At 60.9% G+C, this 21,795-nt stretch carries 21 protein-coding genes and 2 pseudogenes; 17 read left to right on the forward strand and 6 right to left on the reverse strand.

Annotated elements, in window-relative coordinates:
• Positions 1 to 16 precede the first annotated feature (16 nt).
• Together JQ575_RS22340 and oxlT are read left to right on the forward strand one after the other, a co-directional pair.
• Positions 17 to 1,519 (forward strand): tripartite tricarboxylate transporter permease, encoded by a 1,503-nt coding sequence (locus tag JQ575_RS22340; RefSeq protein ID WP_212035307.1) that lies wholly within the window; start codon positions 17 to 19, stop codon positions 1,517 to 1,519.
• Between the two features lie 242 nt (positions 1,520 to 1,761).
• A complete protein-coding gene (gene oxlT, locus JQ575_RS22345; protein WP_212035308.1) occupies positions 1,762 to 3,054 on the forward strand; it encodes an oxalate/formate MFS antiporter in 1,293 nt (430 codons plus the stop codon).
• Positions 3,055 to 3,162: 108 nt separating this feature from the next.
• Here the strand turns inward: oxlT and JQ575_RS22350 are convergent.
• A pseudogene (locus tag JQ575_RS22350) lies at positions 3,163 to 3,587 on the reverse strand (Lrp/AsnC family transcriptional regulator).
• A 141-nt stretch (positions 3,588 to 3,728) separates the two neighbouring features.
• On the opposite strand from JQ575_RS22350, the gene JQ575_RS22355 reads away from it, so the two are divergent.
• The 5 genes from JQ575_RS22355 (at position 3,729) to JQ575_RS22375 (ending at position 9,054) form a co-directional block, all read left to right on the forward strand.
• A complete protein-coding gene (locus JQ575_RS22355) occupies positions 3,729 to 4,784 on the forward strand; it encodes an ornithine cyclodeaminase (protein WP_212035309.1) in 1,056 nt (351 codons plus the stop codon).
• A 103-nt stretch (positions 4,785 to 4,887) separates the two neighbouring features.
• On the forward strand, positions 4,888 to 5,817 hold the full coding sequence (gene ctlX, locus JQ575_RS22360; protein ID WP_212035310.1) for a citrulline utilization hydrolase CtlX: 930 nt from the start codon (positions 4,888 to 4,890) through the stop codon (positions 5,815 to 5,817).
• A 204-nt stretch (positions 5,818 to 6,021) separates the two neighbouring features.
• Complete coding sequence (locus tag JQ575_RS22365) at positions 6,022 to 6,450, forward strand: CBS domain-containing protein (protein WP_192734339.1); 429 nt, start codon at positions 6,022 to 6,024, stop codon at positions 6,448 to 6,450.
• Positions 6,451 to 6,675: 225 nt separating this feature from the next.
• Positions 6,676 to 7,755, forward strand: a complete 1,080-nt coding sequence (locus tag JQ575_RS22370; protein ID WP_212035311.1) for a hypothetical protein — start codon at positions 6,676 to 6,678, stop codon at positions 7,753 to 7,755.
• A gap of 234 nt (positions 7,756 to 7,989) precedes the next feature.
• The gene (locus tag JQ575_RS22375; protein ID WP_212035312.1) at positions 7,990 to 9,054 is read left to right on the forward strand and encodes a ketopantoate reductase family protein; all 1,065 of its coding nucleotides are present in this window, start codon (positions 7,990 to 7,992) and stop codon (positions 9,052 to 9,054) included.
• A gap of 188 nt (positions 9,055 to 9,242) precedes the next feature.
• On the opposite strand, the gene JQ575_RS22380 is transcribed toward JQ575_RS22375, so the two are convergent.
• On the reverse strand, positions 9,243 to 9,461 hold the full coding sequence (locus JQ575_RS22380) for a hypothetical protein (protein ID WP_212035313.1): 219 nt from the start codon (positions 9,459 to 9,461) through the stop codon (positions 9,243 to 9,245).
• 330 nt (positions 9,462 to 9,791) lie between these two features.
• Positions 9,792 to 10,376, reverse strand: a complete 585-nt coding sequence (locus tag JQ575_RS22385) for a DUF6647 family protein (RefSeq protein ID WP_212035314.1) — start codon at positions 10,374 to 10,376, stop codon at positions 9,792 to 9,794.
• Between the two features lie 324 nt (positions 10,377 to 10,700).
• Between JQ575_RS22385 and JQ575_RS22390 the strand changes: the two genes are divergently transcribed.
• From JQ575_RS22390 to JQ575_RS22405, 4 genes are all read left to right on the forward strand, one after another.
• Positions 10,701 to 10,994 (forward strand): hypothetical protein, encoded by a 294-nt coding sequence (locus JQ575_RS22390; protein ID WP_212035315.1) that lies wholly within the window; start codon positions 10,701 to 10,703, stop codon positions 10,992 to 10,994.
• A gap of 203 nt (positions 10,995 to 11,197) precedes the next feature.
• On the forward strand, positions 11,198 to 12,193 hold the full coding sequence (locus tag JQ575_RS22395; RefSeq protein WP_212035316.1) for a nitronate monooxygenase family protein: 996 nt from the start codon (positions 11,198 to 11,200) through the stop codon (positions 12,191 to 12,193).
• Positions 12,194 to 12,350: 157 nt separating this feature from the next.
• A complete protein-coding gene (locus JQ575_RS22400; protein WP_212035317.1) occupies positions 12,351 to 13,319 on the forward strand; it encodes a zinc-binding dehydrogenase in 969 nt (322 codons plus the stop codon).
• Between the two features lie 166 nt (positions 13,320 to 13,485).
• A complete protein-coding gene (locus tag JQ575_RS22405; protein WP_212035318.1) occupies positions 13,486 to 14,334 on the forward strand; it encodes an SMP-30/gluconolactonase/LRE family protein in 849 nt (282 codons plus the stop codon).
• Positions 14,335 to 14,381: 47 nt separating this feature from the next.
• On the opposite strand, the gene JQ575_RS22410 is transcribed toward JQ575_RS22405, so the two are convergent.
• Positions 14,382 to 14,867 carry a hypothetical protein gene (locus JQ575_RS22410; RefSeq protein ID WP_212035319.1) on the reverse strand — a complete coding sequence of 162 codons (486 nt, stop codon included), beginning with the start codon at positions 14,865 to 14,867 and terminating at the stop codon, positions 14,382 to 14,384.
• A gap of 361 nt (positions 14,868 to 15,228) precedes the next feature.
• On the opposite strand from JQ575_RS22410, the gene JQ575_RS22415 reads away from it, so the two are divergent.
• From JQ575_RS22415 to JQ575_RS22430, 4 genes are all read left to right on the forward strand, one after another.
• The gene (locus tag JQ575_RS22415) at positions 15,229 to 15,393 is read left to right on the forward strand and encodes a hypothetical protein (RefSeq protein ID WP_212035345.1); all 165 of its coding nucleotides are present in this window, start codon (positions 15,229 to 15,231) and stop codon (positions 15,391 to 15,393) included.
• Positions 15,390 to 15,626 carry a hypothetical protein gene (locus JQ575_RS22420; RefSeq protein ID WP_212035320.1) on the forward strand — a complete coding sequence of 79 codons (237 nt, stop codon included), beginning with the start codon at positions 15,390 to 15,392 and terminating at the stop codon, positions 15,624 to 15,626. The genes JQ575_RS22415 and JQ575_RS22420 overlap by 4 nt, the downstream gene beginning before the upstream one ends.
• A gap of 101 nt (positions 15,627 to 15,727) precedes the next feature.
• On the forward strand, positions 15,728 to 15,976 hold the full coding sequence (locus JQ575_RS22425; protein ID WP_212035321.1) for a hypothetical protein: 249 nt from the start codon (positions 15,728 to 15,730) through the stop codon (positions 15,974 to 15,976).
• An 11-nt stretch (positions 15,977 to 15,987) separates the two neighbouring features.
• Positions 15,988 to 16,488: a hypothetical protein gene (locus JQ575_RS22430; protein ID WP_212035322.1), complete on the forward strand. Its 501-nt coding sequence runs from the start codon at positions 15,988 to 15,990 to the stop codon at positions 16,486 to 16,488.
• 5 nt (positions 16,489 to 16,493) lie between these two features.
• On the opposite strand, the pseudogene JQ575_RS46505 reads toward JQ575_RS22430, so the two are convergent.
• A pseudogene (locus tag JQ575_RS46505) lies at positions 16,494 to 17,745 on the reverse strand (ABC transporter substrate-binding protein).
• A gap of 53 nt (positions 17,746 to 17,798) precedes the next feature.
• A complete protein-coding gene (locus tag JQ575_RS22440; RefSeq protein WP_212035323.1) occupies positions 17,799 to 18,506 on the reverse strand; it encodes a DJ-1/PfpI family protein in 708 nt (235 codons plus the stop codon).
• A 115-nt stretch (positions 18,507 to 18,621) separates the two neighbouring features.
• Here JQ575_RS22440 and JQ575_RS22445 point away from each other — a divergent pair, with 115 nt between their 5' ends.
• Together JQ575_RS22445 and JQ575_RS22450 are read left to right on the forward strand one after the other, a co-directional pair.
• A complete protein-coding gene (locus JQ575_RS22445; protein WP_212035324.1) occupies positions 18,622 to 19,605 on the forward strand; it encodes a GlxA family transcriptional regulator in 984 nt (327 codons plus the stop codon).
• Positions 19,606 to 20,050: 445 nt separating this feature from the next.
• Positions 20,051 to 20,866: a 2-keto-4-pentenoate hydratase gene (locus JQ575_RS22450; protein ID WP_212035325.1), complete on the forward strand. Its 816-nt coding sequence runs from the start codon at positions 20,051 to 20,053 to the stop codon at positions 20,864 to 20,866.
• Positions 20,867 to 21,795: the final 929 nt, after the last annotated feature.

Consider the following 21,795-nt stretch of genomic DNA (forward strand, 5'->3'; position numbering starts at 1 on the left):
TTGCAGGACTTGAAGCATGGAAGAACTCGTCAATCTTTTTCACGGCTTTGCGGTCGCCCTGCAGCCATTCAACATCATGGTGATGGTGCTGGGCATCGTGCTCGGCGTCATCATCGGCGTGCTTCCGGGATTGGGCGGCGCCAACGGCGTCGCGATCCTGTTGCCGCTGACATTCAGCATGCCGCCGACATCGGCGATCATCATGCTGTCTTGCATCTACTGGGGCGCGTTGTTCGGCGGCGCCATCACGTCCATCCTGTTCAACATACCCGGTGAACCCTGGTCGGTGGCGACCACGTTCGACGGCTATCCGATGGCACAGAAGGGCAAGGCCGGCGAAGCGCTGACCGCCGCCTTCACCTCCTCCTTCGTCGGCGCGCTGTTCGCCGTCATCATGATCACGCTGGTCGCGCCGCTGGTCGCAAGTTTTGCGTTACGCTTCGGTCCAGCGGAAAAATTCGCGGTTTATTTCCTGGCGTTCTGCAGTTTCGTCGGCTTGAGTAAGGAGCCGCCATTCAAGACCATCGCCGCGATGATGATCGGCTTTGCGCTGGCGGCCGTCGGCCTCGATTCCATCACCGGACAATTGCGGCTGACATTCGGGTCGACTGAATTGCTCAACGGTTTCGACTTCCTGATCGCCGTCATCGGCCTGTTCGGCATCGGCGAGATCCTGCTGACCATGGAAGAGGGTTTGGCCTTCCGCGGCGGCAAGGCGAAGATCGACCTGCGCGTCGTCCTGCAGACCTGGAAGGAGATGCCGCAGTATTGGGTGACGTCGCTGCGATCCTGCCTGATCGGCTGCTGGATGGGCATCACGCCCGCGGGCGCCACGCCGGCGTCGTTCATGAGTTACGGCATCGCCAAGCGGGTCTCCAAGAACGGCCATAATTTCGGCAAGGGCGAGGTCGAGGGCGTGGTCGCGCCGGAGACCGCGGCGCATGCCGCCGGTACCGCGGCATTGCTGCCGATGCTGTCGCTCGGCGTGCCGGGATCACCGACCGCGGCCGTGCTGCTCGGCGGCCTCCTGATCTGGGGCCTGCAGCCCGGCCCGATGCTGTTCGTCGAGCAGAAGGAATTCGTCTGGGGCCTGATCGCCTCGATGTATCTCGGCAATCTCGTCGGCCTGATCGTCGTGCTGACCTGCGTGCCGATCTTCGCGGCGATCCTGCGCGTGCCGTTCAGCATCATTGCGCCGCTCATTCTGGTGCTGTGCGCGATCGGCGCCTATTCGGTCCACAGCTCAACCTTCGACGTCGTGCTGATGCTGGTGTTCGGCGTGGTCGGCTATCTCCTGAAGAAGTGCAACTATCCCCTCGCCCCTCTCGTGCTTGCCATCGTGCTCGGCGACAAGGCGGAGGAAGCCTTCAGGCAATCGCTGCTGGGATCGCAAGGTTCGCTCGGCGTGTTCTTCTCGAACTCGCTGGTCGGCACGATCATGGTGCTTGGATTGATCGCGCTGTTCTGGTCCGCGATCCAGGAAGGCTACAGCCGCTTGCGTCCCCATTCGGTCGCCTGACAGCTAAAAATACCAGACAAAAATATTTTTCGCGCCTGTAAAGCCGTCGGATCGCAACGCGATCCGGCGGCTAAGTCTTTTTATCTGCAGCATTTTCTAAAAGGACCGAGAAAGAGACATCCGCAAAAAAATCGACTAGCCTGCGACATCTAGTCAAGATTTCTCTTGTCTACTGGCATATCATATACCAAACTCCTTCCTCAGAGCTGTCGGGCGATAGAACAGCGCACATAGGAGGGAAGATGACGGACACAGTTCAAGGAGCGGCCCCTGCAGTAGCCCGCGTCAGCGATACCTACCGCTGGACGCAATTGGCGATCGGCGTCGCCGCCATGGTGATGATCGCGAACTACCAATACGGCTGGACATTCTTCGTCCCCGACATCCAGAAAAAATTCGGTTGGGATCGCGCGTCGATCCAGTGGGCGTTCACGCTCTTCGTCTTGTTCGAAACCTGGCTGGTGCCGGTCGAAGGCTGGTTCGTCGATAAATACGGCCCGCGCATCGTGGTTCTCGTCGGCGGCGTCCTCTGCGCCGTCGGCTGGGCGATCAACGCGCAGGCAGAAACACTCAACGGCTTCTATCTCGGCATGATCATCGCGGGCATCGGCGCCGGTGGCGTCTACGGCACCTGCGTCGGCAACGCGCTGAAATGGTTTCCCGACAAGCGCGGCCTCGCCGCCGGCATCACCGCGGCCGGCTTCGGCGCAGGCTCCGCGCTGACGGTCGCCCCGATCCAGGCGATGATCAAGGATTCCGGCTTCCAGACCACCTTCCTGTATTTCGGTCTCGGACAAGGCATCATCATCGTGCTGCTTGCCTTCCTGATGTTCTCGCCAAAGGCTGGACAGGTCCCCGCCGTGATCCAGAACGCCAACGTGATCCAGAGCCGGCGCAATTATTCGCCGACCGAGGTGATCCGCCAGCCGATCTTCTGGCTGATGTACTTCATGTTCGTGATCGTGGGCGCCGGCGGATTGATGGTCACTGCCAACCTCAAGCCGATCGCGGTCGACTGGAAGGTCGACAGCGTACCGGTGACGCTGATGGCGGTAACGATGACCGCGGTGACGTTTGCCGCGACGATCGACCGTGTCCTCAACGGTCTGACCCGGCCGTTCTTCGGCTGGATCTCCGACATGATCGGCCGCGAGAACACCATGTTCATCGCCTTCGGCATGGAAGGCGTCGGCATCTGGGCGCTGTACATGTGGGGCCACGATCCGATCTGGTTCGTGCTGCTGTCGGGCTTCGTGTTCTTTGCCTGGGGCGAGATCTACTCGCTGTTCCCCTCGACCTGCACGGACACGTTCGGTGCGAAGTTCGCAACCACCAATGCCGGCCTGCTCTATACGGCGAAGGGCACCGCAGCCTTGCTGGTGCCGATCGCGAACTACATGCAGCAATCGTCCGGCACCTGGGACAGCGTGTTCATCATCGCGGCGGGCGCCAATATCCTCGCCTCGCTGCTGGCGATCTTCGTGCTCAAACCATGGCGCAAGGTGGTGGTCGCGAACGCAAAGGCGTCCGCCTAACCTGCCCTACCTGATCCGACGACAAGCGCGCTCATCCCTGCGGGATGGGCGCGTTTTCGCTTTGTGGGACCTCCTGAACTTGCATGCGCTAACAGGTCCACATCCCGGTCAAACCGTGCTCAGCAAAAGGCTGGTCTCGCTGTTGGCGATGCCATCGATCATCCGCACCTCGCGAAGAAGCCTGTCAAAATCTGCGAGGCTCGCCGCCCGGATATCGGCGACAAGGTCCCAGTTGCCGTTGGTCGTGTGCAGCGCTGAAATTTCCGTCAGGCCGCGTAGCCTTCGCACGACCTGGGTGGTCGATTTGCCGACGACCTCGACCATCATCACGGCACGGATGGTATTGACGTCGTAATCGTCCCGTACGCGGACGGTGAAGCCGAGCAGCGTACCGGTGTCGATCAAGCGATCCAGCCGGTTTTGCACCGTGCCGCGCGCGACCCCGAGGGCGTCGGAAAGCTTGGTCAGTGATGCGCGTCCATCGGTCCGAAGGTGCGATCCAGATCATCCGGTGCATACTTTGCTGCGGCCATCTCTGCTCCAGTGTACAATTCGCGCAATTGAGCTGTACAAATTGCCCAATTATATGACCGAAATAGCACAAAACTAATATTTCGGCCAGCATGTACGGTCGCTATCCTTCGCCATCAAACATGTGCGATCGGAACCCGACAATGTCTTCGCTCCTTCCATCGGAAAAAGCGTTTGTGCCGTTCGTCAGTGTCGCGAACATGATGCGCCTCGTGCATCACATCGGCATCGAGACCCTGCTCAGCGAACTCACTGACGTCATCGAGGCAGATTTCCGTCGCTGGGAGTCGTTCGACAAGACGCCGCGCGTTGCATCTCATTCCGGCGAAGGCGTGATCGAGTTGATGCCGACCTCCGATGGCGAAATCTACAGCTTCAAATATGTGAACGGCCACCCGAAGAACATGGCGCACGGCCTGCAAACCGTGACGGCCTTTGGCCTGCTGGCGGAAGTCTCGACCGGCTATCCCGTGCTGCTCACGGAAATGACGCTGCTGACGGCGCTGCGGACCGCAGCCACTTCGGCCATGGCGGCGCGGCACCTCGCGCCCAAGGGTACCCGCACGATGGCAATGATAGGGAATGGCGCGCAAGCCGAGTTTCAGGCGCTCGCCATGAAAGCCGCGGTCGGCATCGATCATATCCGGCTCTACGACATCGATCCGCAGGCGACGGCAAAGACGGTTCGCAACCTTTCCGGCATGGGTCTGACTGTCACCGCCTGCACATCATCGCAATCCGCGATCGAAGGTGCAGGGATCATCACCACCTGCACCGCCGACAAGTCGTATGCGACGATCCTGACGGACAACATGGTTGCGGCCGGGGTTCACATCAATGCCATCGGCGGCGACTGTCCGGGCAAGACCGAACTGCATCGCGATATCTTGCTGCGCGCCGATACCTTTGTGGAATATCCGCCGCAGACCCGCATCGAGGGCGAAATCCAGCAGATGGACGCAGATTACCCCGTCACTGAGTTGTGGCAGGTTATCACGGGACACGTGACCGGCCGCCGCGATGCAAACCAGATCACCCTGTTCGACAGCGTCGGCTTCGCGGTCGAGGATTTCTCCGCCCTTCGCTATGTCCGGCGCAAGCTCGGGGGCACGGGGTTTTACCAGGACCTCGACATTATCGCCGATCCCGATGAGCCCCGCGACCTGTTTGGCATGTTGCTGCGCGCAGAGCAGGCCTAGAGCCTTTTCCGTTTCGATTGAATCGAAACGGGGCTCTAGATTCCTTGTTTTGACGCGTTTTCTTAGCGCGAACCGGGTCCACTTCGCTGGAAAACGCTATCGCATGGCAAGATACATTCCATACTCCGTCCAGGCGCCTTCTGCGGTGATCATGGTTCGGCCGGACCACTTCACGGTGAATACCGAGACCGCCACCGACAATTTCTTCCAGGCCTGCCCCGACCCGCAGGACGACCTCTCGTTGACGGCCTACGCCGAGATCACGCAAGCGGCCGATACGCTCCGCAGCCATGGTGTGAACGTGCATCTGTTCGACAGCACCGGCACCGACACACCGGATGCGGTCTTTCCAAACAACTGGTTCTCCACCCACGCCGGCGGTCATGTGGCGATCTATCCGATGAAGGCTGTCAGCCGCAGGCGCGAGCGTCGCATCGACGTCATCGAAATGCTGAAGAGCCATTATCGGGTGCAGCAGGTTATCGACTATTCGGGTCTCGAGGCCGACGGGCTGTTTCTCGAGGGGACCGGCGCCATGGTTCTCGATCATATCGACCGTGTGGCTTATGCGGTCCGCTCCGATCGGACCAATCCGATTGCGCTTGAGCGCTTTTCGACCCAATTCAATTTCGAGCCGATGGTCTTCGATGCGCGGGACCATAATGGAGTCGCGATCTATCACACCAACGTCCTGATGTGCATCGCGACCGACTTCGCCCTGATGGGACTGGACATGATGACGGACCTCACAAGACGGCGGGAGGTCGTTACGAGGCTGGAGCGTTCCGGCCGCCGTGTTATCGCGCTCGCGAACGAACAGATTGCAAAATTCGCCGGCAACGCCCTGGAACTTCAGGGAAACGATGGTCGAATCCTGGCCCTCTCGACGACGGCGCTTGCCTCGCTTAACCAGGATCAACTGGGCATGATCTCGGAAAGCGCCAAACCCGTCGCACTCGATATCCCCACGATCGAAAGAGCCGGTGGTTCGGTGCGCTGCACGCTTGCAGGAATTCATCTGGCGCCGAGATAGACCGGCCTCTGGTATACCTGATCGCCTCAGACCAGATCTTCGTCCCTTCCGGATCGCCTCGCCCTCCCCTCGCCAAACCTCGAAAATGTCAGCAATACTGCCTATTTCTGTCCGCGACGCGTGCGCGATGTCCGTTCTTTTCCGTGTTGACTTATGGTATTATGTATACCAGAATTGCGCATGATCCACCCCAAGGAGGTTGCCATGCAAGTCGGAGATATCCTGCGCAAGAAAGCCGCCCGTGTCGCAACGGTTCGCATGAACGAGACGGTTGCCATCGCCGCGCAACTGATGCGCTCCAGCAATATCAGCGCGCTGGTGGTCAAGGATGTCGTTCGCACCGAGGGCAATACGGCGGTCGGCATGTTCACCGAGCGCGACGTGGTTCGCGCAATCGCCGAGTACGGCGCCGCCGGCGCCAATCTCAAGGTTTCGCAGTTCATCTCGGTGCAGCAGCTGGTGTCGTGCAGCTCGCAGGATTCACTCGAGCACGTTCGCCATCTCATGAACAGGCACCACATCCGCCATGTGCCGGTGCTCGAGAATTACAGCCTGATCGGCGTCGTCAGCATCCGCGACATCTCGACCGCGTTTGACGAGGAAGCCAACGCCCAGCTGGCCATTTCGGCCTAACGTCGACTTCGGATCGCCGCACCGCACACAAGTTTTAGCTCTGTCGCAAACGGCGTTTGTACACCTGCGCCGCAGGAGCGGTGCGCCGACAAAAAGGACCGATGTAAAGGCCTGGGCTGCGCCGTTCCTTCGCCCAGGAAGACCTCAGAGCAGACCTAAGAGCCTCATACGGGAATTTCGAGTGTGGCTTCGATTGAAAATTCTAGCATCGGTGGAAGAGAGAGTATGGCGCGCAACATTCTGATACTTGGAGCCTCTTATGGCTCATTGCTGGCGACAAAGTTCTTGATGGCGGGTCACAACGTGACCTTGGTTTGCCGGAACAATACCGCCGAACTCATCAATCGCGACGGCACCGAAGTTCGCATCAAGCTGCGTGAGGAGGCGACGCACCGGGCGATCTTTTCGCGCGATCTGCCGGGAAAGCTGGACGCGGCCACGCCCGCCGACGTTGACCTGTCGCGTTATGATCTGGTCGGCCTTGCGATGCAGGAACCGCAATACTCCGACCATGCGATCGAGGTCCTGATGATCGAGATCGCCGAGGCGAAGCTGCCCTGTCTGTCGATCATGAACATGCCGCCGCTGCCGTACCTCAAGCGGATCCCGGCACTGGCGGAAACGAATCTGGAAGCGGCCTATACCAATGCGGTTGTATGGGAGCGGTTCGAGCCGGGACTGGTATCGCTCTGCTCGCCCGATCCGCAGGCGTTCCGGCCGCCGGAAGAGCCGGCGAATGTCCTTCATGTCGGCCTGCCGACGAACTTCAAGGCCACAACCTTCGAGGACGAGAAGCACAACGCCATGCTGCGCGAGCTGGAAGCCGACATCGACGCGGTGAAGCTTGATGGGTTGGACGTTCCGGTGAAGCTCAGGGTGTTCGATTCACTGTTCGTCCCGCTGGCAAAGTGGTCGATGCTGCTAACCGGGAATTACCGCTGCGTCACGCTGAACGGACCGAGGTCGATCCGCGACGCGGTATACGATGATCTGTCGCTCTCGCAGTCGATCTATGACCACGTCGATGCCATTGCTCAACGTCTGGGGGCGGACCCAAAGGATCAGGTGCCATTCGCAAAATATGCCAAGGCGGCTGAAAGCCTTCTGAAGCCATCGTCGGCAGCGCGTGCGGTGTCCAGCGGCGCGCCGTTCATCGAGCGGGTCGACCTGCTGGTGAAGTTGATTTCGCATCAGCTCGGCATACCCAATGCCGAGATCGACCGCACGGTTCAGACCGTAGATCAAAAACTGAACGAGAGGATCAAGCTGCCGGAACCGGCCCGCAGTGACGCGCTCCAAACCTAGTTCGAGAAAGCCCTCAGCCACGCGCAGAACTCCGGCAGTAGGCAGCGAACTCAGGTCCAATTGGCATTTGTAATGCCAGCCGACTTGCGATAAGCACGGTCGCTCCTCGCCCGAAGGAGCTGCCCCCAAGGCCTCCTACGTTTCCCCGCCTCCAGGCGCGAGGCAATTCGTGAGGCTTGGCGTGGGGCGAAACATCAAAGCAAAACCCAGCACAACCGGTGGAAGAGAGAGAGTATGGCGCGCAACATTCTGATCCTTGGAGCTTCCTACGGCTCGTTGCTGGGAACGAAACTGCTGATGGCCGGTCACAACGTGACCCTGGTCTGCCGGAAGAAGACGGCCGAACTGATCAACCGCGAGGGCACTGAAGTCCGCATCAAGCTGCGCGACGAGCCGGCGCATCGCCCGATCTTTTCGCGCGACCTGCCGGGCAAGCTCGACGCGGTCACGCCTTCCGACGTCGACCTGTCCCGTTACGACCTGGTTGGCCTTGCGATGCAGGAGCCGCAATACACCAACCACACCATCCGCGTGCTGATGATCAAGATCGCCGAGGCCAAGCTGCCTTGTCTGTCGATCATGAACATGCCGCCGCTGCCCTATCTCAAACGGATCCCCGCACTGGCGGACATGGACCTCGAAGAGGCCTACACCAACGCGCTGGTATGGGAGCGCTTCAAGCCGGGACTGGTGTCGCTCTGCTCGCCCGACCCGCAGGCCTTCCGCCCGCCGGACGAAGCGGCGAACATTCTTCATGTCGGCCTGCCGACCAACTTCAAGGCAGCGGCATTCGAAGACGAGAAGCACAATAAGCTGCTGCGCGAGCTGGAAGCCGACATCGACGCGGTGAAGCTGGATGGCCAGGACGTTCCGGTCAAGCTCAAGGTGTTCGACTCGCTGTTCGTGCCGCTGGCCAAATGGTCGATGCTGCTGACCGGCAATTACCGCTGCATCACGCCGAACGAGCCGCAGTCGATCCGCGACGCGGTGCATGGTGATCTGAAACTGTCGCGATCGATCTACGACCATGTCGACGGCATCGCGCGGCGTCTCGGCGCCGACCCGATAGATCAGGTGCCGTTCGAGAAATATGCCAAGGCGGCGGAAAGCCTGCTCAAGCCGTCATCGGCGGCCCGCGCCGTGGCCGCTGGCGCGCCGTTCATCGAGCGGGTCGATTTGCTGGTGAAGCTGATTTCGCATCAGCTGGGTGCGCCCAACGCCGAGATCGACAACACGGTGCAGGTGGTCGATCAGAAGCTGAGCGAGAAGATCGTGGGGAGCGGGTCCGGCTCGGCGTGATCCGTCGCTGGCGCGGCCGACACGCTAGGCGCGTGCGGCTTCGTCAGGCCCGTAACGGCAGCCGCTCTTCGTAGCAAAACGCGTCATGCCCGGCCTTGTGCCGGGCATCCACGTCTTGGCTTCCACTAAACAAGAAAGACGTGGATGGCCGGGACAAGCCCGGCCATGACTGAAAGTGGGGCAAGCCCTTAGAAAATCGGCGTCGGGTACGGCTGGCCGATCCAGGGATTCCAGGTGACCGTTCCCGGGGGATAGCCGCCGAACGGGGGCTGCGTGGTGCAGCCGATGATGACGACCTTGTCGCCGAAGAGGCCGCCGCCGATGCGGCCGCCGCTGACGGCTTCGAGTTGCGCGAGGCTGAGGATTTCGCAGTCAGCGCCCGTGTTCTGATTCAGGGAATTGCTCATGATCATCCTATCCGTTCGCTAGAGTGGTTGATGTTCCGGGCATTCGCGGCCCGTGATCGCAACTTGCCCCAGCGCTCCCGGACGTACCGTGATTTTGATCACCCAGCGAATGGAGGGTGGTTGCCCGGGCTTCGCGCGCCGGTCCTCTAGGGGATAAGCGCCGCCGGCATCGGGCCAGTTGGCAGGGGTTTGAACTGGCGCTGATGCCCCTGCACCATCGCCAGGAGCGCTACAGCAAACGTAATGGCCGTCAGGAGCTTGAACATGAGCGTCGGAATGGTTGCAGATTGCCCACCCAGATCTCCCTGATTCAGTTTTGCCGAATGGCGGTCAATACATGCACGCGGAGGAGATCAGAACCGTAAACATGTCGAGCTCAAATTCCGATTCCAGGCTCGTTCCAAACCGCTTTAGCCATTTGTCCTGTGCCATGTAGGCGACCTTCTCCCGCGCCATCGGGCATTCAAACTTGAGTCCTGCGAGATTTTGAAGGTGATGAACCATTTCATGAACCAGGATCGATTGGCCCGCTGGTGATTTTCCGTTCCAGTCGTCAGGCAGAAAGATTGTTTTCAGATTGATGTCGTAGACGGCAACAACACGACGCGGAGCCGGTTCATCGCCCACGGCACCCTGCGTCAGGCCTCGCGAGAACGCACGGTCCTCGGCGCGCATCGTTTCAAGCTTCGACTGCGAGACGAAAGCGACGGCCGGATGATCTGCCGCGGCGGGCAGATCAAAGTTCGAACCGAGCCAGGTCACAATTTCATCGAGCAGATCTCTTGTCGCCCGGGTTGCTTCTGACTGAGGCTGAACAGCAGAAGAGTCAGCGGCCACTCTCGCGGCCGGGTCAGCATGACAAACGGATTGAAAGGAACCAATAAGAGCCGCAACCAAAAGGAATTGCTTGAACATAAGCGCCTCCGGTCTCTGACTTGTTTTTAATCAAATTGCTCTTCCTTCAGAGCAGTCGTTTCAATATCTGCAACGCTAACACGGAGAACGCGACGCGGCTGTGAAGCCACTCACAGTCGTGCCGCGCGCCTCGCGCAACGGAACAGCTTCATTGCACTCTCGCGTGTTTGTGATCGCGAACCGACGCGTAGACACAACGAACACCTTCGGTATGTGAGCCAGATTACGTTCGCATGCGGATTGCAGGCGTAATGAGCTGGCCATGATCCAGCGTCGATTGGGACCGCAGGCAATGCGCTGTTGCGGACGATGGGGACGGCCGACATGAATCTGTCGTTGATCGATTTGTCGTTGATTGATGTTCTCGGCTTCGTGGCAGCGCTCAGCGTTCTCGCGAGCTTCTGCATGACGACCATACTGGCGCTTCGTTCGTTTGCGTTGCTGAGCAACGTGCTTTTTATCGTCTACGGATTGTTGTCTCAGGTGTACCCGGTGTTTTTCCTGCACCTTGTGCTGCTGCCGGTTAACATCGCCAAGCTCCGCCGGCTTCAGATGGAGACCAGATCGCTGCCGGACCAGCGCAACGGCATTGAGCGGAACAAACTGCCTGCCCGATGAAACCAGGCAACACCCTCGCCCCGGCGCGAGAAGCCGCAAAATTGTCCGCCCCACGGACAAAAGCCCCGCTTTTGCATGCTGGCGATGCCCTGACACCCGCCCGCCCCCGGTAGACTTTTGCGCCTGCTGACGGCATCCTGCCGCTCGAAATCCAACAAAAACGCGCGTGGCTCTGCCCGCGCCCGGAAAACAAAGGGCAGGACATGATCAAGACGCGGTTCACCGAAATGTTTGGCGTGGAGCACCCGATCGTCCAGGGCGGGATGCAATGGGTCGGGCGGGCCGAGCTCGTCGCCGCCGTCGCCAACGCCGGCGCACTCGGCCTGATCACCGCGCTGACGCAGCCCACCCCGGAAGACCTGACAAAAGAAATCGCGCGCTGCCGCGACCTCACCGACAAGCCGTTCGGCGTCAACCTCACTATCCTGCCCGCGATCAAGCCGCCGCCTTACGCCGAATACCGCCAAGCCATCATCGAGGCCGGCATCAAGATCGTGGAAACCGCCGGCAACAAGCCGCAGGAGCACGTCACCGAGTTCAAGAAGCACGGCATCAAGATCGTCCACAAATGCACCAGCGTCCGCCACGGGCTGTCGGCGGAGCGGATGGGCGTCGATGCGCTGTCGATCGACGGCTTTGAATGCGCCGGCCATCCCGGCGAGGACGACACGCCGGGCCTCATTCTGATTCCGGCGGCCGCCGACAAGATCAAGATCCCGATGATCGCCTCCGGCGGTTTCGGCGACGGCCGCGGCCTCGTTGCCGCGCTCGCGCTCGGCGCCGAGGGCATTAACATGGGCACGCGCTTCATGTGCACCAAGGAAAGCCCGATCCACCAGCTGGTGAAGGAGCGCATCGTCGCCAATGACGAGCGCGAGACCGAGCTGATCTTCCGCACCATGCGCAACACCTCGCGCGTCGCCAAGAACATGATCTCGACCAAGGTCGTGCAGATGGAAAAGGAAGGCGCAAAATTCGAGGATGTGCGCGAACTCGTCGCCGGCGCGCGCGGCAAGATGGTCTATGCAACCGGCGATGCCGATGAAGGCATCTGGTCGGCCGGCCAGGTGCAGGGCCTGATCCACGATATCCCGACCTGCGCCGAACTGGTGTCGCGAATCATGCGCGATGCGGAAGCCATCATCCGCAGCCGGCTCGAAGGCATGATGTCCGGCGCGGCGCGTCAGGCCGCGGAGTAGCGCAGCTAGAGTTGTTATCCGTCACCCTGAGGCGGCCGTGCGCAGCGCGGCCTCGAAGGGCGACGGCCACCAGCCGGGCCGCGCATCCTTCGAGGCTCGCTCCGCTCGCACCTCAGGATGACGGACGACGCCACCCAACTAGCAGAAAGAAGAGCCCATGAAAGCCTACGTGTACGGCGCCAACGGCGCTGAAATCACCGACGTCGCAAAGCCCTCGCCGAAAGGCACGCAGGTGCTGGTCAAGGTCAGCGCCTGCGGCCTCAACCGCGCCGATCTCGGCATGACCAAGGGCCATGTGCATGGCGCGGCCGGCGGTGTCGGCACCGTGCTCGGCATGGAATGGGCCGGCGAAGTCGCCGAGCTCGGGCCTGACGCGAAGGGCGTCAAAATCGGCGACAAGATCATGGGCTCCGGGGGGGCTGCGTTCGCCGAATACACGCTGGCCGATCACGGCCGGCTGTTCCGCGCGCCCTCCAACATGAATTTCGAGGAGGCCGCTACGCTTCCCGTCGCGCTCGCCACCATGCACAACGCTGTCGTGACCAACGGCGCGCTGCAGGCGGGCCAGACCGTGCTGATCCAGGGCGCCTCCTCCGGCGTCGGGCTGATGGCGATGCAGATCGCAAAATACAAGGGCGCCAAACTCGTGATCGGCTCCTCGACGGATGCGATGCGCCGCGGCCGTCTCAAGGAATTCGGCGCCGACCTCGCGGTGGATTCCTCTGATCCCGGCTGGGTCGATGAAGTGCTGAAGGCGACGGGCGGCGAAGGCGTCGACCTGATCGTCGATCAGGTCTCGGGGTCGGTCGCGAACCAGAACCTCAAGGCCACCAAGGTCAAGGGCCGCATCGTCAATGTCGGCCGGCTCGGCGGCACCCATGCCGATTTCAATTTTGATCTGCACGCCGCGCGCCGCATCAATTATATCGGCGTCACCTTCCGCACCCGCACCATCGAGGAAGTTCGCGAGATCTTTGACGAGGTCCGCAAAGACATCTGGCCGGCGGTGGAATCCCGTAAACTGCAGCTGCCGATCGACAAGGTTTTTCCCTTCGCCGAGATCGGCGCGGCGTTCGCGCACATGGAAGCCAACAAGCATCTCGGGAAGATCGTGGTGACGCTGTAGGCCTCCAACGTGTCCCGGACGCGGTGCAGCGCTTCCTCATGGTGAGGAGGCGCTTCTTCAGCGCCGTCTCGAACCATGAGGCCACAGACGGGCCTTCATCCTTCGAGACGCGGCCAAGCGGCCGCTCCTCAGGATGAGGGTCATGTGCTAGCCAAAGGCCACCGCAATGACCTCAACCAAACCCCACACCATCCACGACGGCGGCCGCTACTTCGAAGGGCCGCGCTGGCATGCGGGGCGGCTGTGGTTCGTCGACTGCATGGAACGGACGCTGCTCAGCCTTACGCCCTCGGGCGAATGCCAGCAGCACGCGAAATTCGATGACACGCCGTGCGGCCTCGGCGTGCTGCCGGACGGCAGGCTGATCGTGCTGACGATGTTTCAAAAACGTCTGCTGGCCTTTTCCGACGGAAAGCTATCGCTCTACGCCGACCTGTCCGACATCGCGACCGGCACGATCGACGACATGATCGTCGACGGGCTCGGCCGCGCCTATGTCGGCGATCTCGGCTTCGACCTGCCGCCGCCGCCGGATCGCGGCGCGCCCGGCCGCATCATCCTTGTCATGCCTGATGGCACCAGGCGCGTGGTGGCCGACGGATTGCGGTTTCCCAACGGCATCGCGGTCTCGCCGCAAAACGACCGCCTCGTCGTGGCCGAGATGGATGGCGCTTGCCTTGCCGATTACGACATCGCCGCCGACGGCGATTTGACGCTTCGCGGGCGCTTCGGCAGCATGAAATCCCCTGATGGCATCTGCCTCGACGCTGATGGCGCGGTGTGGGTCGCGGCCTTCGAGGAGGACGCCTTCATCCGGCTCGACCGCGCGGGCCGTGAATTGCAGCGCATCGAAGTTCCCGGCCGCCGGGCGCTTGCCTGCGTGCTCGGCGGGGCCAAGCGCCAAACCCTGTTTTGCCTGAGCGCCGCAACGTCGTACGAGGAACTGCGGCAACGGAAATCGTCGTCGCGGATCGATGCGGCCAGGGTGGAGATTCCGGGCGCGGGTAATCCCTGAGCGCAGAGCCGCGCACCGAACCAACGTTCAAGTGGCCTGAAGCTGGATCAAACCACCGGAGCGGCGATTCTTTCCTTCAGCTCGCTGCAGGTCTTGCGGACCTCCGCCGTCATCAGCGAACAGTCCTCGATCTGAACGAAGATACGCTTGGCCTCCTCGCGGTAGCGGGCTGCGGTTTCCCTCATCTCCTGGGTCACGGCGAGCGCATCGCGGGTCATCGCCTCGCATTGTTTGACGCGCTCGATCAGTTCCGCGCCCATCGCCTCGATGTCTTTTGCGGCAGCTTCGTATTCGCGAACAATGGCTTCCGCCGTCAGCTTGCCGATTTCCGTGGCTCCCTCGCGGTGCTCGACATAATCAGGCATCGACCCGTTGTCCGCCATCGACACGGTCGGCTCATGCACCCTTGGCGGCGGCGCGAAAGTGACAGGCCGCCGCTCGTGGTGGACCGGCGGACTTCTTCGAAACTCCGCTTCGATTTCGCCCTCCAGGTCAATGACGCTGGAGACCCGCTCTACTATAGACTGTACCATCACTACTACTCCCTTTGTCCAAAAGTGAGTCTTCGTAATCGAGTTTAATCAGACTCCACCTCTTTGGGCGCTGCGCGCCCGCGCTCTTGCTTGAGGGCGAAGAGATTATCGCCAAAATTCAGGCAGTTCTACTGCAACCGATACCCTTTGTTCACTAAACGTTCCTACTCCTGAATTGCCGACTACGTTGCTCACCTTGGGTTTCGGCGGCACTGGATTTGCAGAAGCTCCTGTATTCCCCGCGGATGCCTTGCACACTGGAAGTGACCTCGGTGGCACGCGCTTCCCGGTTGCCGGACACGCGAAACCGCGCCCGATGCTGCCGTCTGGAACCACACCACGGGCAAGACATTGACCTTTCATGAAAATGGCCAAGGCAATCCGTCGGCAGGCAGCCACCGCGGAGCGGGTCGCGGCGAGCAGCGTTGACGCAGATGTCGCCGACGAGATGAAATCACTGGCGCAGGCCTTCCGGGCCCAGGCCGAGATCATCAAGAAGAAGCAGAAGAAAAAGAAGAAGAAATGAGCTTTTCCATCAAAGCCAAGTGCCAGCACGGCGAACTGGTCCATCGCAGGAAGACTGCTGAAGCCGCGCTCAAGAAAGCGCGGGAAATGTCGCGAACCGGCTGTTACGACATCTACATCACCACGCCGCAGGGACGGGATTACCACTCGTCCGAGTTCGCGGAGTTGCCTCGCACGCCCAAAGTGCGACCCGTTCGGCAATCGCATCCAACTCACAAGCCGGATACGCCGTGACATGCCGGGGTCGATGACTCCGAATCCTTCGGCTCGCACGCTGCGATGAGGAACCAATAGCCGGCTGATCGATTGGCTGGGAATGATCCGGAGTTCAAACCATGACCGACGACGCCCCCACTCAGCCGTTTATCTACGAAGGCCTGGATCCGGTGCCTGAATCCAAGTCCACGATCGAGGAGGTCTCTGACGCCGTCAAAGGCGCGGCCAACCGGGTTGGCGACGCCATCGAGAGCGGCCGAAAACCCGGCATGCCGCTAAGCATCCTTAGCAACATTGCACGCGAAGCTCCGCTCGGCTCTCTCCTGGTCGCCTTTCTGCTCGGCGTCGCGGTAGCCCGGCGACGGTGAGGAGAACGCTCATGGCCGACAAATCAACATTTACCGCCGACGAATGGAAAACGCTTCTGGAGAGCGTGATGGCGCCCGGCCTTGCCGTAACGGCCGCCGAGCCAAGCGGGCTTTGGGGCCTGCTCCAGGAGAGTTTCGCAAGCGGAAAGATGCTGGCGAAGACGAAGATGGACACGGGCTCCAATCCGCTCATCAAGGCCGTGGTCGATGACTTCGCAACAAGCGAGGGGCGAACCGTGGCGCGCGACGGCCTGAAGGAAAGCCTCAGCGGCAAAAAGCCTTCCGAGGTCAAGGCGGCCTGCATCGCAATCCTGCAGAAAGTCGACGGCATCCTGAGCGCCAAAGCACCTGGCGACACGGCTGCATTCAAGAACTGGTTGCGCGAGATCAGTGAAAATGTCGCCGAGGCATCCACCGAGGGCGGATTTCTCGGGATTGGCGGTGTGGTGGTCAGCGATACCGAGAAGGCGACGCTTGCCGAAATCTCCAGTGCCCTCAAGCTGCCGGCTTAAGCGTCTCAATTGACCCGCTTGACCAACGGGCATTCGCTATTCGCCAGGTCGGAGTAAACCTCGCCGCTCGGAACCTTTTCAAGGACGTTGTAGTATTCCCAGGGCGCCTTGACGTCGGACGGGTCCTTCACCTGGACCAGGTAGAAGTCGTGCACGAGCTTGCCGTCTTCGCGCACCTTCGCGCCTCTTGCGTAGAAGTCGTCAACCGGCATCGCGCGCATCTTTTCCAGCACCGGATCCGTCGCATCGCTGCCGACCGCGGCAACGGCTTTCAGATAGTGACTGACGCCTGAGTAAACCGCCGCTTGCGGTGCCGTGGGCATTGTGCCGCGCAGCTTGAAGAAGCGCTGGCCGAAGGCTCTGGTTTCGTCGTCCAGCGCCCAATACCACGCCGTGAGGGTGGTCAGGCCCTTTGCGATCTTCGGGCCCATGGCATGAACGTCGGTGAGGAACATCAGCTCGGCCACGGGCTTTTGCTTGCCCGTGTTCATGCCGAACTCGTTCCATTGTTTCATCAACGTCACCAGCTGCTCACCGGCATTGGCGAAGGCGATGGCCTTGGCCCCGGAGGCCTGGGCCTGCAGGATGAAGGAGCTGTAATCCGCGGTGCCGATCGGGTGATACACGGCGCCGAGCGACTTGCCTCCTGTTGCCGCGAGCACGCGCTGCGACTCCAGCACCATTCTTGCCGAACGCGTAGTCAGCCGCAATGAAGAACCACGTATCGTAGCCTTGGGCGACCAGCGTACGGATCGGCCCCGACACCAGATTGTAGGAATCGTGAAGCCAGGCCAGGCCATTTCGCGAACATTGCTTGCCGTTGAGCTCGGTGGTCGCCACGGCCGAATAGACCGCAATCTTGTTCTTGTCGCGGGCCAGTGACTGGATGGCGAGGCCAACGGCCGAGTTGGACACGTCGGCGACCATGTCGACACCATCGACGTCGAACCATTTCCGGACAATGCCGACGCCGATATCAGGTTTGTTCTGGTGGTCGGCGGCGATGATCTCGACCTTGATCGACGGTACTAATTTCTGAAAGTCTTCCGCCGCCATTTTGGCGGCAGCGATCGAACCTGGCCCGCTCAAGTCGGACAATGGTCCGGTCTGGTCATTGATGACGCCGATCCGGACGACGCCACCGGAGAGTTCGGCCGCGCGAGCGACCGGCAAAAATCCGATCAGTGCCCCGGAGAGCAAGAGAGCAGCGACCTTGAACATCAATCTTCCCGGGTTCACGCGGCCATTGCAAATCATGCAAGTATCTCTCCAATCGTGGCGCTAAGGTTTCCGTCCATCTAGCTGATGGCTCATGCAGCCGTCATTGCTTTCGATTTGAGCTTCAAGGCGGCCTTCTGGACCGCCGCGGCGCGCTTGCGAAGCCAGGGTTCGGCCTCAAGGCGCATCTGGGCAAGCATCTCGGGCGGCGCATTCTGCACGGTAATATCGAACGGTGGCTGCGGCTGGTATTCCAGCATGAGCTGGAGTTTCTTCGCGACTTCTTCTCCGCAGAGCTCCGATGCAACCTGAAAGCCGAAATCAATTCCAGCGGTAACGCCACCGCCGGAAATGCGGTTACGGTCGATCACGACACGTTCGTCGACCGCGATGGCGCCGAAGGCGGCAAGCTGCTCGCTCATCAGCCAATGGCAGGCCGACTTGTATCCGTCGAGCAGGCCGGCGGCGCCGAGGATCAGGCAGCCCGCGCAAACCGAGGTGACGTAGCGCGCCGATCCACCCTTGTCGCGAACGAACGCAATCACCTCATCATCACCGAGGAAGTCCACCAGCCCCGGGCCGCCACCGATGCAGAACACATCCAGGTCCGGGCAGTCGGCAAAAGTCGTGGTCGGCAGCAGCGGCAGGCCGACGTCGCTGATGACAGGTTCGATGCGCTTCCAGAGCAGATGCATGCGAACGTTCGGAAGGCGGGCAAAGACTTCGAAAGGCCCGGTGACATCCAGTTGGGTCATCCCGGGAAAGAAAAGAAGTCCGATCTCGATCGGCTTGCCAGACATGCTGCACCCCTCTGTTGAACAAGAGGATGTTGACAGGCGAGACCGTTTGCCGAAATGTCATAATACACGCATTTCCTGCCAAACCTCACCAAGAGACTTCCTAACAAGGCTGCTCATGGCTTCGACCGCCCGCCGTCTGGTCTTCGTCCTGTTCGAGGATTGCCTGCTGCTCGACTTTGCCGGTCCGCTGCAAGCCTTTGAGCTTGCCTGCGAAACGTCAGAGGCCGGTCGCGCGCCCTATGTCTGGCAGATCTGCTCGTTAAAGGGTGGTCCGGTCAAAACCTCGTCCGGCCTGGAGGTAATGACATCCGCCCTCTCCGACTGCGACCGCACTGATATCGACACCCTCATCGTCGGTGGCGGCCCCGGCGTCCATCGTGCCGCGGCGAATGCCGCGCTGGTCGACTGGTTTCGTCTCGCGGCGCCGAACGCAAGGCGTGTCTGCTCCGTCTGTACCGGCACCTTTGTTCTGGCTGCCGCCGGCCTGCTGCACGGGCGGCGCGCGGTCACCCATTGGGGCTCCTGTGAGATGCTGAGGGCGCAATACCCTGATGTTGCGGTGTTGGTCGACCCGGTCTTCGTGCACGACCGCGGAGTCTGGACATCAGCGGGTGTGACGGCAGGCATCGATCTGGCGCTCACCTTGCTGGAGGATGATCTCGGGCACCGCGAAGCCATGCGTATCGCACGCCGCCTGGTCGTGTTCCTGAAGCGGCCCGGCGGGCAGGCCCAGTTCAGCGTGCCGCTGTCACTGCAGTCGTCCGAAGACACGGCGTTCGAAAATATCTCGACCTGGATGCAGGACAATCTCCGCCGCGATTTGCGCGTCGAGAGTCTGGCCGAGCGCGTCGGCATGAGCCCCCGCACCTTCGCGCGCGTGTTCCGGCAAAAGACCGGCCGCACACCCGGCAAGGCCGTGGAAGAGCTCCGCGTCGAAGCCGCCCGCAGGGCACTGGAAGAATCCGCAGCCCCCATCAAGGAAATCGCCGCCCGCGCGGGATTTCAAAGCGAAGAGCATTTGCGGCGTGCGTTTCGGCGGAGGTTGAATGTGTTGCCGCAGGATTATCGGGTGCGGTTTTATCAGGGGGAGAGGCAGTAATTAGTCGACCCAGTTGCGCTACAGGACGCGGTTGTCGCGTAGCCGAACTCGATCCCACCGAACGATTATTGACTAACCGCGATTACCTGACGGAGCGCCGCGAAGCTTACAAGGCCAAAGGCGAGTCCAAATTGGCCTTCGCCGATTTTGACTAGACCACAGAGATCGACGCCGCTCTCGCACGTGTCACCAGCGCGACGCAGGGTCGCGAGTGCGGTTAGTCGGTGAGGCAAAGCTGTGGCGCCGGTTGGCAGCCTGTCAGCCGTAGCCCAACGGGTAAGGTGGAAGGTGGAAACGTAATCCTCCATCTTGTTTGAACGTACGGCGGCGGATTACGCCGAAGCCTGTCATCGGGCCGCGCTGCGCGCAGACCCGTTGGGCTAATCCGTGGGTCGACGTCCGACGGCAGCGTTTGCTAGCGTTCCGCGGCACGGCGAGGATGGATATGGCGAACGTAGATGAGGCCGCATCGCTCATAGCAACGGCAAGACAGAAGCAGGTTCGGATTGCCTCCCTGCCGGTCATCTGTCGCCCTCGTAGCGTCAAGGAGGCCCATGCTGTTCAGGACGCTGTTGCGATCAAGCTCGGAGCCACCATAGGAGGCTACAAAGCCACGGCCCCAACCACACCTGATCCTACCCGCAATCAGGATGAGGTCCACGCGACAGCCAACGAGGATGCGCCGTGGTTGATCACGGAGGGCGTTCGCGCGCTCATCTTCGACACAACCATCTACGCCTCACCGTGCGTCATTCCTTCAAGGGAAATGCCCCAGTGCGGCGTCGAAGGTGAGATTGCCTTCCGATTCCTGTGTGATCTGCCGCCACGCGCGACGCCTTACACACGCGAAGAGATTGCCGGGGTCACCGACGCCTATCCGGCAATTGAGGTGGTGAGCAGCCGGTTCGCGTTGCCTGAAAAGACCACTTTTCTGGAACGTTTAGCTGATTGCGTGAGCAATGGCGGCTTCGTGTATGGCAGCAAAAGTACGGAATGGCAGCGGCTTCGCCTTGCCGAACTGAGAGTGATGCTCATTGTCAACGGCGAAACGATAGTCGATCAGATAGGCGGCCATCCGACAGGTGATCCGTTTGGTATTGTAGTTGCGCTTGTCGAGATGATGCGGACGACCACAGGGGTAAGCGCGGGTCAATTTGTGACCTGCGGCTCCTGCACCGGTCTGCGCTATTTTAAGCCGGGTGATGTCTGCGAGGTTCGATTTGAGGGGCTTGGCGCGGCGCACCTCACCTTCTCGCCATAGTAAGCGTAGCGCGGATCAGCGAAGCGTAATCCGCCATCCTGTTTGAAATACAGCGGTGGATTACGCCTTTGGCTAATCCGTCCTCCGCGCTATAGGCACTCCAAAGCTCATTGCGGCTACCTCGGCAGCCCTCCCCCACCAACAGTTTTCCGTTTTCCAGAATTTCCGCTTGACGCCACCCCCAAATCACCTGCACACCTCATCCATCCCTTCCCAATGAGAGGGGCGCTCGCGATCGTCACGAACGTGGGACGGGGTGCGGTGGACGCGGCAGCGTCGCGCGCGATAGGTGGCTGCAGGGTGAGATGAACCTCATGAGCGGCACACGGCGCGCAGGACGAGCGATGCCAACGCCCGAATGGACCTGAAAGCGAAGACGGGCCGTGCCCGGCGAAGCCAAAGGCGAAGACGGGAATGCTGCGTACGGCAAAACCGTGTGGTCCTGGCACCCGTTGCTGGTGTCAAGTTTGCGGAGGCAAGTCGAACCCGACCGGGTCTCGATGAGCCGTCAATTCGCAGACGACGGTGACAAAAAGGAACTCGTTCACCGGGGAGAGCACGGCATAAGCCGTAAAGCCATTGCGCAGGGAATGTCGGCTCGCCTCCGCTGCCCTGTATGCTCGTGTGCACTTTCCTTTGTGCAAACCGCACACGAGACCGCGGGTGCAGCGTGCATCCGGCATTCCCTGCGCCCTCTCTTGAGAGGGCGGGAAGATTTCAAGCAAGACTCGGGCGCAATGCGTCGCGAGATCGCGGAGTTGTATTTTGCCGTCGTCCCTGCGAACGCAGGGACCCATAACCACAGGACATCATGATTACGCGAGATCGTCGAACAGCACCGTTCACAACAGGCGACACGGCGTATGGTCCCTGCGTTCGCAGGGACGACAAAACGGATAAACCACCGCAATGACGGCTCTCAAACCTGC

It is taken from the genome of Bradyrhizobium sp. JYMT SZCCT0428 (genome assembly GCF_018131075.1).
Lineage (GTDB): Bacteria > Pseudomonadota > Alphaproteobacteria > Rhizobiales > Xanthobacteraceae > Bradyrhizobium.

Coding starts and splice junctions, on each gene's coding strand:
- JQ575_RS22355 (WP_212035309.1), top strand. CDS start 3,729: ATGTCTTCGCTCCTTCCATCGGAAAAAGCGTTTGTGCCGTTCGTCAGT.
- JQ575_RS22425 (WP_212035321.1), top strand. CDS start 15,728: ATGACCGACGACGCCCCCACTCAGCCGTTTATCTACGAAGGCCTGGAT.
- JQ575_RS22380 (WP_212035313.1), bottom strand. CDS start 9,461: ATGAGCAATTCCCTGAATCAGAACACGGGCGCTGACTGCGAAATCCTC.
- JQ575_RS22420 (WP_212035320.1), top strand. CDS start 15,390: ATGAGCTTTTCCATCAAAGCCAAGTGCCAGCACGGCGAACTGGTCCAT.
- JQ575_RS22385 (WP_212035314.1), bottom strand. CDS start 10,376: ATGTTCAAGCAATTCCTTTTGGTTGCGGCTCTTATTGGTTCCTTTCAA.
- JQ575_RS22405 (WP_212035318.1), top strand. CDS start 13,486: ATGACCTCAACCAAACCCCACACCATCCACGACGGCGGCCGCTACTTC.
- JQ575_RS22340 (WP_212035307.1), top strand. CDS start 17: ATGGAAGAACTCGTCAATCTTTTTCACGGCTTTGCGGTCGCCCTGCAG.
- JQ575_RS22375 (WP_212035312.1), top strand. CDS start 7,990: ATGGCGCGCAACATTCTGATCCTTGGAGCTTCCTACGGCTCGTTGCTG.
- JQ575_RS22400 (WP_212035317.1), top strand. CDS start 12,351: ATGAAAGCCTACGTGTACGGCGCCAACGGCGCTGAAATCACCGACGTC.
- JQ575_RS22370 (WP_212035311.1), top strand. CDS start 6,676: ATGGCGCGCAACATTCTGATACTTGGAGCCTCTTATGGCTCATTGCTG.
- JQ575_RS22365 (WP_192734339.1), top strand. CDS start 6,022: ATGCAAGTCGGAGATATCCTGCGCAAGAAAGCCGCCCGTGTCGCAACG.
- JQ575_RS22395 (WP_212035316.1), top strand. CDS start 11,198: ATGATCAAGACGCGGTTCACCGAAATGTTTGGCGTGGAGCACCCGATC.
- JQ575_RS22445 (WP_212035324.1), top strand. CDS start 18,622: ATGGCTTCGACCGCCCGCCGTCTGGTCTTCGTCCTGTTCGAGGATTGC.
- JQ575_RS22390 (WP_212035315.1), top strand. CDS start 10,701: ATGAATCTGTCGTTGATCGATTTGTCGTTGATTGATGTTCTCGGCTTC.
- JQ575_RS22450 (WP_212035325.1), top strand. CDS start 20,051: ATGGCGAACGTAGATGAGGCCGCATCGCTCATAGCAACGGCAAGACAG.
- JQ575_RS22440 (WP_212035323.1), bottom strand. CDS start 18,506: ATGTCTGGCAAGCCGATCGAGATCGGACTTCTTTTCTTTCCCGGGATG.
- ctlX (WP_212035310.1), top strand. CDS start 4,888: ATGGCAAGATACATTCCATACTCCGTCCAGGCGCCTTCTGCGGTGATC.
- JQ575_RS22415 (WP_212035345.1), top strand. CDS start 15,229: ATGAAAATGGCCAAGGCAATCCGTCGGCAGGCAGCCACCGCGGAGCGG.
- oxlT (WP_212035308.1), top strand. CDS start 1,762: ATGACGGACACAGTTCAAGGAGCGGCCCCTGCAGTAGCCCGCGTCAGC.
- JQ575_RS22430 (WP_212035322.1), top strand. CDS start 15,988: ATGGCCGACAAATCAACATTTACCGCCGACGAATGGAAAACGCTTCTG.
- JQ575_RS22410 (WP_212035319.1), bottom strand. CDS start 14,867: ATGGTACAGTCTATAGTAGAGCGGGTCTCCAGCGTCATTGACCTGGAG.